Below are 16,104 nucleotides of genomic sequence, written 5' to 3' on the forward strand. Positions count from 1 at the left end.
TTGTTTTTACATGGGGGCAGACGTGCTGGCTTCAACTCAGCCCTGTAAAATTTTGTCCATTACGCGACCTGGCAACAGGCGTTTCAGCAGCATAACTGCCCAGGTCACCAGGGTGACGGGGTAGCGCAGTTTCGGTTTATCACTTTCAAAAGCATGGCGCACTTTGGCGACAACAGCCTCAGGGCCCAGCGTAAAACGCGCGGCAATGCCGGGGTTTTCGACAGGAGAATCGCTCTGGGTCTGGTTAACGTTTTCGGTAAAACGGGTACGTATGGGGCCGGGTTCAATCAGGCTGACCTTGATTCCACTGTGGCGTAGTTCCATGCGCAGTGCATCGGACCATGCTTCCAGCGCGTATTTACTGGCGGCGTACGCCCCACGTCCAGGCGTGGAGATTAATCCCATTACTGAAGAGGTTATCACAATCCGCCCTTCGCCATGCGGTAACATGGCAGGCAGCAGGCGCATAGTGAGCTGATGCGCGCCAAAGAAGTTGGCGGAAAACTGTTGTTCCATCTGTTCACGGCTGATAGTGGTCAGCGGACCATACACGCCGTATCCTGCGTTGTTAAAGATCCCATACAAACGATTATCGGTCAGGGCGATCACCTCATCGGCAGCACGATCCACACTTTCTGGCGAATCCAGATCCAGCAATATGCCGGTGAATCCCATGCCATTCATACGTGCGACATCGTCAGGCTTACGGCAGGCTGCCAGAATTTGAAAACCCTGGCGCTTTAGCTCAAGCGCGCTTTCCAGGCCGATACCGCTGGAACATCCTGTTATTAAGACCGATTTTTGCATAACTTTACCTGTCAGGATCTCCGTTGATTTACGAGTCGTGGTTAACTAAAGGAGTGAGTTGTTTCGCCATCCAGTCGGCAATAAACGGCTGGGCGTCACGATTTGGATGAATACCATCATCCTGCATCCACTGGGGTTTCAGATAGACCTCTTCCATAAAAAAGGGCAACAGAGGAATATCAAACTCTTTGGCAAGCTTTGGATAAATAGCGCTAAAGGTTTCATTATAACGGCGACCGTAGTTTGCCGGCAGACGAATTTGCATCAATAACGGTTCGGCATTCGCGGCCTTCACGTCCTGCAATATTTTGCGCAGAGTCTGTTCGGTTTGCAGAGGTTGAAACCCGCGTAGCCCGTCGTTGCCGCCAAGTTCTACCAGCACCCAGCGAGGCTGATGCTGTTGCAGTAATGCGGGCAGACGGGACAGACCCTGTTGTGAGGTGTCGCCGCTAATGCTGGCATTCACCACAGATGTTTTGGTTTGCCATTTATCATGGAGTAGCGCTGGCCACGCCGCGCTGGCTGACATACGGTATCCGGCACTCAGGCTGTCACCCAGAATTAATAACGTGTCCGCTGCGGCGGCGCGGAACGTTAACAGGACCAGGAACAGGAAGGGCAAATGCCAGCGGAAAACATTGTTGAAGTTCATCATCTTAAGAAATCCGTCGGTCAGGGTGATCACGAGCTATCCATCCTTACCGGAGTTGAACTGGTTGTCAAACGCGCCGAGACCATTGCGTTGATTGGCGAGTCGGGCTCGGGAAAATCGACACTGCTGGCAATCCTCGCCGGTCTGGACGATGGCTCTGGCGGAGAAGTCTGCCTGGTAGGACAGCCGTTGCATACTATGGATGAAGAGGCCAGGGCACAACTGCGGGCGAAGCATGTCGGTTTTGTTTTCCAGTCCTTCATGTTAATTCCAACCCTGAATGCGTTGGAGAACGTTGAGTTGCCCGCGTTATTGCGGGGGGAAAATAGCGGGAAAAGCCGCGACGGTGCGAAAGCATTGCTTGAGCAACTGGGGTTGGGGAAACGTCTCGACCACCTTCCTGCTCAACTCTCAGGCGGTGAGCAGCAGCGCGTGGCGTTGGCGCGGGCGTTTAACGGGCGCCCTGACGTACTGTTTGCCGATGAGCCAACAGGCAACCTGGACCGACAAACCGGAGACAAAATTGCCGATCTGCTGTTTTCCCTCAACCGTGAACACGGCACGACTCTGATTCTGGTGACTCACGATCCGCAACTGGCGGCACGCTGTGACAGGCGTTTACGTCTGGTGAACGGGCAGTTGCAGGAGGAGGCATGATCGCACGCTGGTTCTGGCGCGAATGGCGCTCACCTTCATTATTAATCGTCTGGCTGGCGCTGAGTCTGGCGGTGGCCTGCGTGCTGGCGCTGGGCAACATCAGCGACCGTATGGAAAAAGGGCTGAGTCAGCAAAGTCGCGAGTTTATGGCGGGTGACCGGGCGCTACAAAGCTCGCGGGAAGTGCCAACATCATGGATTGATGAGGCGCGTCAACGTGGCCTGAAGGTGGGCGAACAGCTGACCTTCGCTACTATGACCTTTGCGGCCGATACTCCGCAACTGGCGAATGTCAAAGCGGTGGATGACGTTTACCCGATGTATGGTAATTTGCAAACCAACCCTCCGGGACTCAAACCACAGCCAGGATCTGTACTGCTGGCTCCGCGCCTGATGGCGCTGCTCAATTTAAAAATCGGTGATTCCATCGATGTTGGTGACGTCACCCTGCATATTGCCGGAGAAGTGGTACAGGAGCCAGATTCCGGCTTTAACCCGTTCCAGATAGCGCCACGCCTGATGATGAATATGGCGGATGTTGCAAAAACTGGCGCGGTCCAGCCGGGAAGCCGCGTGACATGGCGTTATAAATTTGGCGGTACGCCGCAGCAACTGGAAGGGTATGAGCAATGGCTGTTGCCGCAGCTAAAGCCGGAACAACGCTGGTACGGGCTGGAGCAGGATGAAGGGGCGTTAGGGAAATCGCTCGAACGCTCGCAGCAGTTCCTCCTGTTGTCGGCGTTGTTAACGTTGCTGCTGGCGGTTGCCGCCGTTGCGGTGGCGATGAGTCATTATTGCCGCAGTCGGTACGATTTGGTGGCGATTTTGAAAACGCTCGGTGCGGGCAGGGCGCAGTTGCGTAAATTGATTGTCGGACAGTGGCTGATGGTACTGGCGCTGTCTGGCATAACCGGCGGAGCATGTGGGCTACTGTTTGAGCGTGTTCTGGTGGTGTTGCTCAGGCCCGTATTACCCGGCGAATTGCCGCCAGCCAGTCTGTGGCCATGGCTGTGGGCATTAGGCACCATGACTGTTATCTCTCTGCTGGTGGGGCTACGTCCTTATCGTCTGTTACTGGCCACGCAGCCGCTGCGGGTGCTGCGCCGTGACGTGGTGGCAAATGTCTGGCCGCTGAAATTTTATCTCCCGTTGGTTTCGGTTGTTGTTGTTGCGCTCCTCGCGGGGTTGATGGGTGGCAGTATGCTGCTGTGGGCGGTGCTGGCTGGTGCGGTCGTACTGGCGCTACTGTGCGGCGTGCTGGGCTGGATGCTGCTCAACGTGCTGCGTGGCATGACGTTAACCTCGCTGCCGCTGCGTTTAGCGGTCAGCCGACTGTTGCGTCAGCCTTGGTCAACGCTGAGCCAGCTCTCAGCCTTTTCACTCTCCTTTATGCTGCTGGCGTTGTTGCTGGTACTGCGTGGCGATCTGCTCGATCGCTGGCAGCAGCAAATGCCGCCGGAAAGCCCGAACTACTTCCTTATCAATATCGCGACTGAACAGGTTGTACCGCTGAAGGGTTTCCTGTCTGAGCATCAGATAATTCCTGAGTCGTTCTACCCGATTGTGCGGGCGCGTCTGACGGCAATTAATGATAAGGCGACCGAGGGCAATCAGGATGAAGCGCTCAACCGTGAATTGAACCTGACCTGGCAGGATACCCGACCGGATCATAACCCGATTACCGCCGGAACCTGGCCGCCAAAAGCTGGTGAGGTATCGATGGAGGAGGGGCTGGCAAAACGGCTGAACGTGAAGCTCGGCGATCGTGTGACCTTTATGGGGGATACCCAGGATTTCAGTGCCACGGTCAGCAGCCTGCGCAAAGTGGACTGGGAAAGTCTGCGGCCTAACTTCTTCTTTATCTTTCCTTCCGGCGCACTGGACGGACAGCCGCAAAGCTGGCTGACCAGTTTTCGCTGGGAGAACGGTAACGGCATGCTGACACAGCTTAATCGCGAGTTTCCGACCGTCAGCCTGCTGGATATCGGCGCAATCCTCAAGCAGGTTGGTCAGGTTCTGCAGCAGGTTAGTCGGGCGCTGGAGGTGATGGTAGTGCTGGTAACTGCCTGCGGCATGTTGTTGCTCCTGGCCCAGGTTCAGGTCGGGATGCGCCAGCGTCATCAGGAACTGGTGGTCTGGCGTACGCTCGGGGCGGGTAAGAAACTTTTGCGTACCACGCTGTGGTGCGAGTTCGCCATGCTGGGGATGGTCTCCGGGCTGGTGGCGGCCATTGGTGCTGAAACGGCGCTGGCGGTTCTGCAAACCAAAGTCTTTGACTTCCCATGGGAACCTGACTGGCGACTGTGGGTAGTATTGCCGTTTTGCGGGGCGCTGCTGCTCTCATTATGTGGCGGATGGCTCGGCGCACGCCTGTTAAAAGGTAAAGCACTCTTCCGACAATTCAGTAATTAATTCACTTCAGTGATGATTACGCACCGGTTTTTTATATCGGTGCGTATTTTTTTCTATAGGGCACAAATTGATAACTCCTTGATATTTAACAGCACAAATCAATAAAAAACCGCCAACACGACAGGGTTAATAAAAGTTAATATTTGCATGCTGAATAATTGGCAGGCTATCTATCAAGGTAAAACCATGACTATAAAAAAAACAGCGCTGGCGGTATCGATCGGCGCAGCAGTGGCATTAACGACTTTCGCTTCTCAGGCGGAAATCACGGTCCTGAAACAAGATCCGCAGGCGGGCAATCCGCTGAGCCGTCTTAACTTCACCGTCGGCGGGAGTATTCGTCCACAGTTCCAGAATATGGCTGGCGATGATGGTAAGAATGGTTACAAACGTAATGGTTTTGACGGCGGCACGCGTTTCCGCTTTGCTGCTGACTACTATCTGTTTGATGACATCAGTTGGGTGAGCTACTACGAGCTGGGCGTTAACTTCCCGGCCATGTTCAACTGGGATAATCACTACGCTGACGGCGCCAACGATACCACGCGTCGTATGCTGTACACCGGTCTGAAAAGCGCGACCTGGGGTACACTGACCTTCGGTCAACAGAACAGCATTTACTATGATGTGGTCGGTGCGAAAACGGATATCTGGGACTACGACATGATCGGTCAGGCGCCAGGTAACGGTATTAATGGCGACTACGATGGCTCATATCGCACGCGTAAGTCTCTGAAGTATAAGAAAGCTGTTGGGGATGTTGATCTCTACGCTTCTTATCTGTTCAGCGATGATTACAACCCGAATAACGGCCTGCGCTACAAGCGTAAAGGTGGTGGCTCTCTGGGCGTGGATTACCACATCACTGATGACTTAACCTGGGGTACCGCGTGGAACTATACCCGTGCGGAAATGCGCGGCAACAGTAGCAAAACTTACGATCAGAACATCGTTGGTACCGCACTGAGCTGGAAACCGGACAACTGGACCTTCTCACTGGGTGGCGGCTGGTACCAAAACTTCATGACCACCAAAAAAGTATCGGTTAACGACTACTTTGCTGGTGACGCATGGGGTCTGGAATACTTTGCTGGTTACACATTCCCGGTTGGTCAGTATGCGGTTAAATCCATCCAGCCTTACTTCATGGGCGACCGTATCGAATACGTGAATGGTCGTAACTATCTGCGTACCGACAATGGGTTGGGTATCAGCTTCCAGCTGGATTATGGTTTCCGTGTGGATTACGAACACGTCTTTACCTCCAGCACCGACAACCTGGGCGACATGAACCTGGTGCGTCTGCGCTACGATTTCTAAGAACGCCCTGCTAAAACAGATGCCCGATGGTGCGATGCTAATCGGGTATTTGACCAGGCACCGCCTATAAGCCGGATGATGCTATCCGGCTTTTTCGTTTTTCAACTATTCATTCCTGAAACTTGCATAAGCGCCTTCCTTACTCATTCAACGACATACTTCGCAACATCATGAAATAATTTCAAGGACAGCAGGCTGTGATCTGTGTCATGTTAAGAATCAGCCTGTTAAGCAGGCCAAAAAAAACAACGCCGCATGAACGGCGTGGGACATTACATCACAACGTTAAAATGGAGAAGTTATGGGATTGCGTCAGAGTTTACGCGTCGCGAGCGGGGTACTGTTGTTGGCCTGTGGATTACAGTTTGCTCATGCGAATAGCGATCCGCACACCATCGTGTTCGGTGTTGCGCCGGGTCCATATGGTGATATGGTGAAACAGGCCATTGCCCCGACGCTGAAAGAGAAAGGCTACAAGGTAGTGGTGCGCGAATTCAGTGACTATGTCCAGCCGAATATGGCACTCTCCAACGGTAGCATTGACGCTAACTTGTTCCAGCACTCGCTCTATTTTGACAAATTCACCGCTGATAAAGAGTTGAAACTGAGCAAGCTCATTGTGGTCCCTACGGCCGGAATGGGTTTTTACTCGCATAAAATCAAAAGCCTGGATGAGCTGAAGAAAGGGGATGTCATCACCCTGTCAAACGATCCGACCAACCTGGCTCGTGGTCTGCGCTTCCTGCAATCAATCGATCTGATCACCATTAAAGACAATATCGATCCGACCAAAGCTTCCGAGCGCGATATTGCCAGCAACCCGAAGGGGTTGATCTTTAAGCCGCTGGAAGCCGCGCAACTGCCGCGTACGCTGGATGGCGTAACCGGGGCGCTGGTCAACGGCAACTTTGCTGTCGCGGCAAAACTGGATCTCTCCAGTGCCATTAAGCAAGAACATCTGGATGAGAACCTGAAAAATATCATCGCGGTACGCACTGAAGATGCGGATAAACCGTTCGCTAAAGATATTGTTGAGGCGGTGAAATCTCCGGCCTATCGTGCGGTGATTGACGATCCGAAAAATATCTACAGTGCCTTCCAGAAACCGGAATGGATGTCGGCAGCCAAATAATCGCTGCGCAAAAGGTTTAACAGGGCAGCGATGACTGCCCTTTTCGCATTTCTGAGGTGGCTATGATTGAGATAGATAAGGTTTGCGTGGATTTCACCGCAGGCCGTGGGCCGTCAACAAGGGCGGTTGATGACGTCAGCCTGCGTATCGGCGCGGGTGAGATATTTGGCATTGTCGGTACCAGCGGTGCGGGAAAGAGTACGCTTTTGCGCACCCTGAACGCCTTAACACGCCCAAGTCAGGGAAGCGTAAAGGTTAACGGAGTAGAAATCTCTGCGCTCGAAGGGGGGCATTTACGTAAGGCCCGCCAGCGTATTGGAATGATTTTCCAACACTTTAATCTGATGCATACCCGAACCGTTGCGCAAAACGTCGCCTTCAGCCTGAAAGCAGCCGGGTGGGAGCGCAGTAAAATCGGACCGCGCGTGACGGAAATTCTGTCACTGGTTGGGCTGTCCGATAAGGCTAACCGTTATCCCGTACAACTTAGTGGTGGGCAAAAGCAGCGTGTTGGCATTGCCCGCGCTATTGCCAACCACCCGGATGTGCTGCTGTGCGATGAACCCACCTCTGCTTTGGATCTGGAAACCTCAGCCACTATTCTGGCTCTGCTCAAACAGATCAACCAACAGTTGGGGATCACGATCGTGCTGATCACTCATGAAATGAACGTGATCAAATCTATCTGCGATCGTGTGGCAGTGATGTCAGGCGGGAAAGTGGTGGAAACAGGCGAAGTGTTTGATGTCTTTGCCCACCCGCAGCATGCTTTCACGCAGCAACTGGTATCGCATACGCTCAATCTGACGCTCCCGGAACGGCTGCGGGAACATCTGCCCGGTCAATTGCTGAAAATCTTGTTTATCGGCGACTCGGCAGAACAGCCGGTGTTGTCTGAAGTGGCGGTAAAGTTTGGTGTAGCGGTGAATATCCTGCACGGCAAAATTGAGTATATCGGTGAGCGTGCGCTGGGGATCTTAGTGGTGCAACTGACTGCACCGCATAATCCTGGCGCGGTGGATGCCGCCGTGGAACATATTCGTCAACGTACTGCACAGGTGGAGGTGATTCGTGGATGATTTATTGCCGGATTTGACACTGGCGTTCAATGAAACTTTCCAGATGCTTAGCATCTCGACGGTGCTGGCGATTATTGGCGGTCTGCCGCTGGGCTTTCTCATTTTCGTTACTGACAGGCATTTATTCTGGCAGAACCGTTTTGTCTATCTGCTCAGCTCCGTGCTGGTGAATATCATCCGATCGGTGCCGTTTGTGATCCTGTTGGTGCTGTTGCTGCCGCTAACGCAGTTTCTGCTCGGTAATACCATCGGACCGATTGCGGCTTCGGTACCGCTTTCTGTTGCGGCAATTGCGTTCTATGCCCGGCTGGTGGACAGCGCGCTGCGTGAGGTTGATAAAGGAATCATTGAAGCGGCAGAAGCCTTTGGCGCCAGCCCGATGCGTATTATCTGTACGGTTCTGTTACCGGAGGCCAGCGCGGGTCTGCTGCGTGGACTGACGATAACGCTGGTGAGTTTGATTGGATACTCCGCAATGGCCGGAATTGTTGGCGGCGGTGGCGTTGGCGACCTGGCTATTCGCTTCGGTTATTACCGTTACGAAACCCAGGTGATGATTGTCACCGTGGTGGCACTGATTATTCTGGTGCAGGTCGTACAGGTATTTGGCGACTGGCTGGCGAAACGTGCCGACAAGCGTGACAGGCATTAATACGCGCTAATAACAGGCCGGGCAAGCGTAGCTAAGCCCGGCATGCGAATTCTATTACTGCGTCTGAACCCAGTCGGCAACCTCCTGCCATGTGCCGCGAAAAACAATTTTTGCGGCTTTCTTTTCCAGCTGATAGCGATACATCGGATCGTAATATTCGTTGAGTAATGGCACCAGCCAGCCCATGTGACCATCGGTACCGCCATTAGTCTGCTGTTCCGTCAGAGCAACATCGAGCAATGCGGTGAGCTCTGTGAAGCGTTGTAACCCCAGACGACGGCGAATAGCGAACAGACCGTGGTGCAGATATTCGCTGTACTCTTGCCAGCCCTGGGTTTCCCCATAAGCTTGCGTAAAATCGTGGTGCATGCGCACGAAATATTCTTCACGCAGGCGTTCCAGACGCAGCTCAAAGGGATCTTCCACCACCGCAATGGATGCCTGAGCCATGCGTTCACGCAAGCATTCGGGCAAATGATTGGCACCAATCATGCGGCCTTCATCTTCCAGCACCCAGCGATGCAGGTCCTGACGGCTATCGGTTTTCAGCATCTCGACCGCCAGCAGATTTTCAAAACTGGCCTGGCTCAGTTGGGGTTCTACCGTGCGACCAAAAGAAGAGCCGCGATGGTGCGCCAGACCTTCGAGGTCCACGCCGTTCGGCTGCAGTTGCACCAACTGCGTTTTACCGCTCCCGGTACAGCCGCCAATTAAGATGATGGGTTTTTGTACCAGTTCTTCGGTCACTTGCATCGCCGCCTGCCGAAGCGCTTTATACCCGCCTGCTATCAATGGGTAATTGATGCCGGATTCGCGCAGCCATTGCTGCACAATATGCGAGCGCTGACCGCCGCGCGCACAGCATAAATATCCCTCAGGATGTAGACGACAGGCATCTTGCCAGGCTTTCATCCGCTGTTGACGGATGTCACCACTGACAAGTTGATGCCCAAGCGCGAGTGCCGCTTCCGGTCCCTGACGCTTGTAACAGATGCCGACCGCGGTACGCTCCTCGTTATCCATTAAAGGCAGGTTAATTGCACCAGGCATGGCACCTTGTTGAAATTCGACGGGCGCGCGTACATCGATTAAAGGCGTACCGGCGAGCAGAATCGCACGATAGTCCTGTTTTGTTTGTCTGTCTTGCATAGTAGAACACTAAACCTCAAATCATCCTGCGTACTATTTTACGCGCCAAATGAGAGGATGACTTGATTTTCAATCGCGTGCATTGTTGAAAATTGCTAAAAATCCGGCGATTTCCGGTTTTCGCTGGGTAAACAGCGCCACAATATCTTCTACGGCCTTACCCGCGCCAAACTTATGCCACGCGAGGCTTAAGGGGGAGGGGGGACGCATGGTCGGGATGATACTGCTGACCAGTTGGCCGCTATCCAGTAACGGTTGGCAGAGCGGCTGCGGAACGAATCCAATACCCACGCCTGCAAGATGCGCCGCAATCTTGGTTTCCATGTCCGGGACGATGATCTCCTTTTGACCGGGAAGACGCCATGCGACCCGTTTGGTCAGGGTCCGCGCGCTGTCCTCAATGTTAATTGCCGGAAAACGGCGCAACTGCGCTTCTGTTAATGAGCCGCTGGCGTCTGCCAGGGGATGATCTGCCGACATGACAAATCGCCACTGAACAGAACCCAAAGGATCGAGGGTAAAGGTGTTCGCCATCGGTTCCGTGCCGGTGACGCCGATGGCCAGCGAGAATCCTTCGTATAAGAGTGAATCCCAAACGCCCATATAAATTTGCCGGGAAAAGTGAAACTGAGTAAAGGGGTAACGGGCGTTAAGCCAGGATAACAGGCGAGCGACGGCTTCAGGGCTGTACAGCAGGTTGTTGACCACAATATTCACCTGGCGCTCTACGCCGTCGTTCACTTGCTGTAATTCGCTGGGCATGCTGTCCAGCCAGGCGAGCCAGTCTTTTGCCTGGGTAAGAAGGTGAGAACCTGCGGCGGTTAACGTCACGCTTCGGGTGGTGCGAAAAAACAGCGCGACGCCGGTGTTTTCTTCCAGAAGCTTAATGCGGTAACTGATGGTGGCCGTGGTTTTACACAAGCGATCTGCCGCCCGGGAGAAACTTCCCGTTTCGGCGACGCCGATAAAGGTACGCAGTGTTTCCGGGTCAAACATCGTCAGCTACTCCCTTAATGATCTTCTACAAGCCTGATTTCTTGATCTCTGATTTATAAGTATTTTTGCATAATGGCCTTGTTTAAATTGTGGTCTAAATCTAGTTTTGGAAAATTTTTCCAATTTTTGTGTTGATGTTAAATCACGAAGGTTTTAGATTGCATGGTATTGAAGCCGTAAGTGTTCTGACTGCGGTTCAGCGGAATTCAGTTACAAGGAAATGATGATGAAACTAGAGGTATTACCGTTAAATCAGCACACGTTCAGCGTTTATGGCGATGTCATAGAAACGCACAAACGTGATTTTTTTCATATCAATGATGGGCTCGTTGAACGTTATCACGACCTGGCCAATGTGGAGATCCTTGAGCAGGATCGCACGCTCATCAGTATCAACCGCGCGCAACCGGCGGCGGTGCCCATTGTTGTGCATGAGCTGGAGCGCCACCCGCTAGGCACTCAGGCATTTATGCCTATGAATGGCGAAGCGTTTGTGGTGATTGTCGCACTCGGCGAGGACAAACCTGACCTTTCCACCTTAAGAGCCTTTATCACCAATGGCCAACAGGGCGTGAATTACCACCGAAATGTCTGGCATCACCCGCTGTTTGCCTGGCAAACCGTGACCGATTTTCTGACCGTCGATCGCGGTGGTAGCGATAATTGCGATGTTGAAAGTATCCCGGCATATGAACTCTGTTTTGCGTGACGCTATCGGCCTTCTTGCTTAATATGCGCATATTGTTCATTGTTTATGCTCATATTTTGGGCCGGAGTAAACGTAGTGGAGACGGAAGTAAGACGGCGCGGCAGGCCTGGACAGGCGGAGCCGGTTGCGCAGAAAGGCGCTCAGGCGCTTGAGAGAGGCATTGCGATTTTGCAGTATCTCGAAAGAAGTGGAGGCAGTTCGTCAGTTAGCGATATTTCCGGCAGTCTGGATTTACCGCTCTCCACGACTTTTCGCCTGTTGAAAGTTTTACAGGGTGCTGATTTTGTCTATCAGGACAGCCAGTTAGGTTGGTGGCATATCGGTTTAGGCGTATTCAATGTAGGCTCCGCGTATATTCATAACCGCGATGTCCTGTCGGTAGCCGGACCTTTTATGCAACGCTTGATGCTGTTGTCTGGTGAAACGGTCAACGTAGCGATTCGCAATGGTACTGAAGCGGTGTTGATTGGTCAGAAGGAGTGCAAATCAATGGTAAGAATGTGCGCACCTTTGGGGAGTCGAATGCCACTACATGCTTCCGGGGCGGGGAAAGCGCTGCTTTATCCGCTAATGGAAGAGGAGCTGATGGACATTGTCGTCAAAACGGGGTTACAGCAGTTTACGCCAACGACATTGGTGGATTTTCCGACTCTGCTCCGGAACCTGGAACAGGCGCGTGAGAAGGGATATATCGTTGATCATGAAGAACATGTTATCGGATTGAATTGCATCGCTTCAGCTATCTATGACGATGCAGGCAGCGTAGTCGCTGCCATCTCTATTTCGGGCCCCGCATCCAGACTGACGGAAGATCGTTTTATCAGTCAGGGGGAGCTGGTACGGGATACTGCACGAGATATCAGTACGGCGCTGGGTTTAAAAGCCCCCGTAGCTTAAGTCGCAACCCGCTCAGAGGAGCGGGACTTTTTTGGATTTTTTCAATGTTGGAAAATTTTTCCAATAAATAGAGGTAGAAAGAAAATGGCAAAAATGAGAGCCGTTGACGCGGCAATGTATGTGCTGGAAAAAGAAGGTATCACCACCGCATTTGGGGTTCCAGGAGCGGCAATTAACCCGTTCTATTCCGCAATGCGTAAGCATGGAGGCATCCGTCATATTCTGGCTCGTCATGTTGAAGGCGCTTCCCATATGGCGGAAGGCTATACGCGTGCGACGGCAGGCAATATTGGTGTTTGCTTGGGCACTTCAGGCCCGGCGGGAACCGATATGATTACCGCGTTATATTCCGCATCAGCCGATTCTATTCCTATTTTATGTATTACCGGTCAGGCGCCGCGAGCCCGTTTGCATAAAGAAGATTTCCAGGCGGTGGACATTGAGTCGATTGCTAAGCCGGTGAGTAAAATGGCTGTCACCGTGCGTGAGGCGGCTTTAGTACCTCGCGTATTGCAGCAGGCGTTCCATCTGATGCGCTCCGGTCGTCCAGGCCCGGTGTTGATCGATTTACCGTTTGATGTGCAGGTAGAGGAAATCGAATTCGATCCTGACATGTACGAGCCGTTGCCTGTTTACAAACCAACTGCAAGCCGGATGCAGATTGAGAGAGCGGTGGAAATGCTGATTCAGTCAGAGCGTCCGGTCATTGTTGCGGGTGGTGGCGTCATTAACGCCGATGCTTCTCAACTGTTGCAGCGCTTTGCTGAGCTGATCAACGTTCCGGTAATCCCTACGTTGATGGGGTGGGGATGTATCCCGGACGATCATGAGCTAATGGCGGGGATGGTGGGCTTACAAACGGCGCATCGTTACGGAAATGCCACGCTGCTGGCCTCTGATATGGTGTTCGGTATTGGTAACCGTTTTGCTAACCGCCACACGGGTTCTGTCGCGAAATATACCGAAGGGCGAAAAATCATTCATATCGATATTGAGCCGACGCAAATTGGACGTGTTCTGTGTCCAGATTTGGGGATTGTTTCCGATGCTAAAGCTGCACTGACACAGCTGATTGACGTGGCTCAGGAGATGCATAAGGCGGGTCGTTTGCCATGTCGGAATACCTGGGTTGCTGAGTGTCAGCAACGCAAACGCACATTACTGCGTAAAACCCACTTCGATAATGTCCCGGTAAAACCACAGCGTGTTTATGAAGAAATGAATAAAGCCTTTGGTCGCGATGTTTGCTATGTCACGACTATTGGATTATCTCAGATTGCCGCTGCGCAAATGCTGCACGTATTTAAGGACCGTCATTGGATCAACTGCGGTCAGGCTGGCCCTCTTGGCTGGACGCTGCCGGCGGCATTAGGGGTTTGTGTGGCTGACCCAACGCGTAACGTTGTTGGGATTTCCGGTGATTTTGACTTCCAGTTCCTGATCGAAGAACTGGCGGTGGGCGCACAGTTCAACATTCCTTACATCCATGTGCTGGTCAACAACGCCTATCTCGGCCTGATTCGCCAGTCGCAGCGCGCTTTTGATATGGATTACTGCGTGCAACTGGCGTTCGAAAATATCAACTCCAGCGAAGTAAACGGCTATGGCGTCGATCACGTCAAAGTGGCTGAGGGATTAGGCTGTAAAGCCATCCGCGTATTTAAACCTGAAGATCTTGCTCCGGCATTTGAACAAGCCAAAGCTCTGATGGCGCAGTACCGCGTTCCGGTTGTGGTCGAAGTGATCCTTGAGCGCGTGACCAACATCTCTATGGGCAGTGAGCTGGATAATGTAACCGAGTTTGAAGAGATTGCCGACGGTGCGATGGATGCGCCAACCGAAACCTGTTTTATGAAATACGAATAGAAGGGGTGACAGATGTTACGTTTCTCAGCCAATCTTTCCATGCTGTTTCTGGAATACAGTTTTCTTGAACGCTTCGATAAAGCGGCACAATCGGGATTTCGTGGCGTAGAGTTTATGTTTCCCTACGATTACGACATTGATGTATTAAAGGAAAAACTGCAGACCAATCAACTGGAGCATACGCTGCATAATCTTCCTGCCGGAGACTGGGCGGCGGGTGAACGCGGTATCGCCTGTATTCCGGGTCGCGAAGAAGAATTTCGCGATGGTGTCGCGGCGGCTGTTCGTTATGCGAAGGGGCTCGGCAATAAGAAGATCAATTGTCTGGTAGGGAAAACGCCTGCGGGGTTTTCTGCCGAACAGATCCAGCCGACGTTGGTGGAAAACCTGCGCTATGCGGCAAATATGTTAGCGCAAGAAGATATTTTATTGCTGATTGAGCCGATCAACCATTTTGATATTCCTGGATTCCATCTCACCGGGACCCAGCAGGCGCTGGCTTTAATCGATAGCGTCGGTTGCAATAATATCAAGATTCAGTATGACATTTACCATATGCAGCGTATGGAAGGGGAATTAACCCAGACCATGACCACGTGGGCAAATAAAATAGGTCATTTGCAAATTGCTGATAACCCTCGTCGCGGAGAACCGGGGACTGGCGAAATTAATTATGACTTTATTTTTAAGTTTATCGATAAATCAGGTTATGACGGTTGGATTGGTTGCGAATATAAACCATTGACCACCACCGAAGCGGGATTATCGTGGATTAATCAATATCGATAATTTTTAAGGAATTTCAGGTAACGCCATTTTTCCACTTTGCTGGAAGGGGATTGTGTTGCCTGAATTCGGGAAAATCGACAGAGATATAAGAGGTTAAAATGAAACTGGGATTTATTGGCCTGGGTATTATGGGTTCGCCAATGGCGATTAATCTGGCTCGCGCCGGACATCAATTACATGTCACGACCATTGGTCCGGTTGCGGACGAATTGCTGTCATTGGGGGCAGTTAATGTTGAAACTGCGTGTCAGGTAACTGATTTTGCAGACATCATCTTCATAATGGTTCCGGACACGCCGCAGGTGGAAGAAGTGCTTTTTGGCGAACACGGTTGTGCCAAAACCGCATTGCAGGGAAAAACCATTGTCGATATGAGTTCTATCTCTCCTATCGAAACCAAACGTTTTGCGAAACAGGTTAATGAGTTGGGCGGGGATTACCTCGATGCGCCCGTCTCTGGCGGGGAAATTGGCGCTCGCGAAGGTACCTTGTCCATTATGGTTGGCGGTGAGTCAGATGTATTTGCACGGGTCAAACCGCTGTTTGATATTCTGGGTAAAAATATCACGCTGGTAGGCGGTAATGGTGATGGTCAAACCTGTAAGGTGGCTAACCAAATTATCGTTGCCTTAAATATTGAAGCTGTTTCAGAGGCGTTAGTCTTTGCTTCGAAAGCTGGCGCGGATCCTGTTCGCGTTCGTCAGGCATTAATGGGCGGGTTTGCCTCTTCTCGTATTCTGGAAGTACATGGTGAGCGTATGATCAAGCGCACCTTTGAGCCTGGTTTCAAAATTGCATTGCATCAAAAAGATCTTAATCTTGCATTACAAAGCGCTAAGGCTCTGTCATTGAATTTGCCTAATACGGCAACCTGTCAGGAATTATTTAATACCTGTGCCGCGAATGGCGGGAGCCAGTTAGATCACTCGGCAATGGTTCAGGCGTTGGAATTAATGGCAAATCATAAATTATCATGATCATTTGTATC

General features: G+C 52.0%; 15 protein-coding genes. 11 read left to right on the plus strand and 4 right to left on the minus strand.

Annotated elements, in window-relative coordinates; translation table 11 throughout:
* Positions 1 to 36: 36 nt before the first annotated feature.
* Both OGY01_RS12850 and tesA read right to left on the minus strand, forming a co-directional pair.
* Positions 37 to 807, minus strand: a complete 771-nt coding sequence (locus OGY01_RS12850; protein WP_225760599.1) for an SDR family oxidoreductase — start codon at positions 805 to 807, stop codon at positions 37 to 39.
* A gap of 28 nt (positions 808 to 835) precedes the next feature.
* The gene (gene tesA / locus OGY01_RS12855; protein ID WP_045449476.1) at positions 836 to 1,459 is read right to left on the minus strand and encodes a multifunctional acyl-CoA thioesterase I/protease I/lysophospholipase L1; all 624 of its coding nucleotides are present in this window, start codon (positions 1,457 to 1,459) and stop codon (positions 836 to 838) included.
* Between tesA and ybbA the strand changes: the two genes are divergently transcribed.
* From ybbA to OGY01_RS12885, 6 genes are all read left to right on the plus strand, one after another.
* Positions 1,430 to 2,116, plus strand: a complete 687-nt coding sequence (ybbA, locus tag OGY01_RS12860) for a putative ABC transporter ATP-binding protein YbbA (protein WP_045449477.1) — start codon at positions 1,430 to 1,432, stop codon at positions 2,114 to 2,116. The two genes, tesA and ybbA, sit on opposite strands and share 30 nt — an antisense overlap.
* Positions 2,113 to 4,527, plus strand: a complete 2,415-nt coding sequence (gene ybbP / locus OGY01_RS12865) for a putative ABC transporter permease subunit YbbP (protein WP_200012248.1) — start codon at positions 2,113 to 2,115, stop codon at positions 4,525 to 4,527. The genes ybbA and ybbP overlap by 4 nt, the downstream gene beginning before the upstream one ends.
* 186 nt (positions 4,528 to 4,713) lie before the next feature.
* A complete protein-coding gene (locus tag OGY01_RS12870) occupies positions 4,714 to 5,847 on the plus strand; it encodes a porin (protein ID WP_045449479.1) in 1,134 nt (377 codons plus the stop codon).
* 301 nt (positions 5,848 to 6,148) lie between these two features.
* On the plus strand, positions 6,149 to 6,979 hold the full coding sequence (locus tag OGY01_RS12875) for a MetQ/NlpA family ABC transporter substrate-binding protein (protein WP_200012250.1): 831 nt from the start codon (positions 6,149 to 6,151) through the stop codon (positions 6,977 to 6,979).
* A gap of 62 nt (positions 6,980 to 7,041) precedes the next feature.
* Complete coding sequence (gene sfbB, locus OGY01_RS12880; RefSeq protein ID WP_045440724.1) at positions 7,042 to 8,058, plus strand: virulence-associated ABC transporter ATP-binding protein SfbB; 1,017 nt, start codon at positions 7,042 to 7,044, stop codon at positions 8,056 to 8,058.
* Complete coding sequence (locus OGY01_RS12885; RefSeq protein WP_045440727.1) at positions 8,051 to 8,710, plus strand: methionine ABC transporter permease; 660 nt, start codon at positions 8,051 to 8,053, stop codon at positions 8,708 to 8,710. Before sfbB ends, OGY01_RS12885 begins: the two co-directional genes overlap by 8 nt.
* Before the next feature lie 54 nt (positions 8,711 to 8,764).
* On the opposite strand, the gene mnmH is transcribed toward OGY01_RS12885, so the two are convergent.
* Both mnmH and allS read right to left on the minus strand, forming a co-directional pair.
* Positions 8,765 to 9,859 carry a tRNA 2-selenouridine(34) synthase MnmH gene (gene mnmH, locus OGY01_RS12890; RefSeq protein ID WP_286493193.1) on the minus strand — a complete coding sequence of 365 codons (1,095 nt, stop codon included), beginning with the start codon at positions 9,857 to 9,859 and terminating at the stop codon, positions 8,765 to 8,767.
* Between the two features lie 69 nt (positions 9,860 to 9,928).
* Positions 9,929 to 10,855 (minus strand): HTH-type transcriptional activator AllS, encoded by a 927-nt coding sequence (gene allS / locus OGY01_RS12895; RefSeq protein ID WP_045440732.1) that lies wholly within the window; start codon positions 10,853 to 10,855, stop codon positions 9,929 to 9,931.
* Positions 10,856 to 11,081: 226 nt separating this feature from the next.
* Between allS and allA the strand changes: the two genes are divergently transcribed.
* The 5 genes from allA (at position 11,082) to glxR (ending at position 16,093) form a co-directional block, all read left to right on the plus strand.
* On the plus strand, positions 11,082 to 11,564 hold the full coding sequence (allA, locus tag OGY01_RS12900) for an ureidoglycolate lyase (protein WP_286493389.1): 483 nt from the start codon (positions 11,082 to 11,084) through the stop codon (positions 11,562 to 11,564).
* A 45-nt stretch (positions 11,565 to 11,609) separates the two neighbouring features.
* Positions 11,610 to 12,461, plus strand: coding sequence for an HTH-type transcriptional repressor AllR (allR, locus tag OGY01_RS12905; protein WP_045440736.1), 852 nt, complete (start codon positions 11,610 to 11,612; stop codon positions 12,459 to 12,461).
* Between the two features lie 84 nt (positions 12,462 to 12,545).
* The gene (gene gcl / locus OGY01_RS12910) at positions 12,546 to 14,327 is read left to right on the plus strand and encodes a glyoxylate carboligase (protein ID WP_045440745.1); all 1,782 of its coding nucleotides are present in this window, start codon (positions 12,546 to 12,548) and stop codon (positions 14,325 to 14,327) included.
* Positions 14,328 to 14,339: 12 nt separating this feature from the next.
* Positions 14,340 to 15,116, plus strand: coding sequence for a hydroxypyruvate isomerase (gene hyi / locus OGY01_RS12915; protein ID WP_045440757.1), 777 nt, complete (start codon positions 14,340 to 14,342; stop codon positions 15,114 to 15,116).
* Positions 15,117 to 15,214: 98 nt separating this feature from the next.
* On the plus strand, positions 15,215 to 16,093 hold the full coding sequence (glxR, locus tag OGY01_RS12920; RefSeq protein WP_045440763.1) for a 2-hydroxy-3-oxopropionate reductase: 879 nt from the start codon (positions 15,215 to 15,217) through the stop codon (positions 16,091 to 16,093).
* Positions 16,094 to 16,104 lie beyond the last annotated feature (11 nt).

Origin of the sequence: Citrobacter sp. Cm038 (assembly GCF_030333105.1) — a bacterium.
GTDB lineage: Bacteria > Pseudomonadota > Gammaproteobacteria > Enterobacterales > Enterobacteriaceae > Citrobacter > Citrobacter murliniae.

What these genes read in the sequence shown, in the direction of transcription:
- hyi (WP_045440757.1), top strand. Translation starts at nt 14,340, where the DNA reads ATGTTACGTTTCTCAGCCAATCTTTCCATGCTGTTTCTGGAATACAGT.
- OGY01_RS12875 (WP_200012250.1), top strand. Translation starts at nt 6,149, where the DNA reads ATGGGATTGCGTCAGAGTTTACGCGTCGCGAGCGGGGTACTGTTGTTG.
- ybbP (WP_200012248.1), top strand. Translation starts at nt 2,113, where the DNA reads ATGATCGCACGCTGGTTCTGGCGCGAATGGCGCTCACCTTCATTATTA.
- ybbA (WP_045449477.1), top strand. Translation starts at nt 1,430, where the DNA reads ATGCCAGCGGAAAACATTGTTGAAGTTCATCATCTTAAGAAATCCGTC.
- sfbB (WP_045440724.1), top strand. Translation starts at nt 7,042, where the DNA reads ATGATTGAGATAGATAAGGTTTGCGTGGATTTCACCGCAGGCCGTGGG.
- gcl (WP_045440745.1), top strand. Translation starts at nt 12,546, where the DNA reads ATGGCAAAAATGAGAGCCGTTGACGCGGCAATGTATGTGCTGGAAAAA.
- allR (WP_045440736.1), top strand. Translation starts at nt 11,610, where the DNA reads ATGCTCATATTTTGGGCCGGAGTAAACGTAGTGGAGACGGAAGTAAGA.
- mnmH (WP_286493193.1), bottom strand. Translation starts at nt 9,859, where the DNA reads ATGCAAGACAGACAAACAAAACAGGACTATCGTGCGATTCTGCTCGCC.
- allS (WP_045440732.1), bottom strand. Translation starts at nt 10,855, where the DNA reads ATGTTTGACCCGGAAACACTGCGTACCTTTATCGGCGTCGCCGAAACG.
- OGY01_RS12850 (WP_225760599.1), bottom strand. Translation starts at nt 807, where the DNA reads ATGCAAAAATCGGTCTTAATAACAGGATGTTCCAGCGGTATCGGCCTG.
- allA (WP_286493389.1), top strand. Translation starts at nt 11,082, where the DNA reads ATGAAACTAGAGGTATTACCGTTAAATCAGCACACGTTCAGCGTTTAT.
- glxR (WP_045440763.1), top strand. Translation starts at nt 15,215, where the DNA reads ATGAAACTGGGATTTATTGGCCTGGGTATTATGGGTTCGCCAATGGCG.
- tesA (WP_045449476.1), bottom strand. Translation starts at nt 1,459, where the DNA reads ATGAACTTCAACAATGTTTTCCGCTGGCATTTGCCCTTCCTGTTCCTG.
- OGY01_RS12870 (WP_045449479.1), top strand. Translation starts at nt 4,714, where the DNA reads ATGACTATAAAAAAAACAGCGCTGGCGGTATCGATCGGCGCAGCAGTG.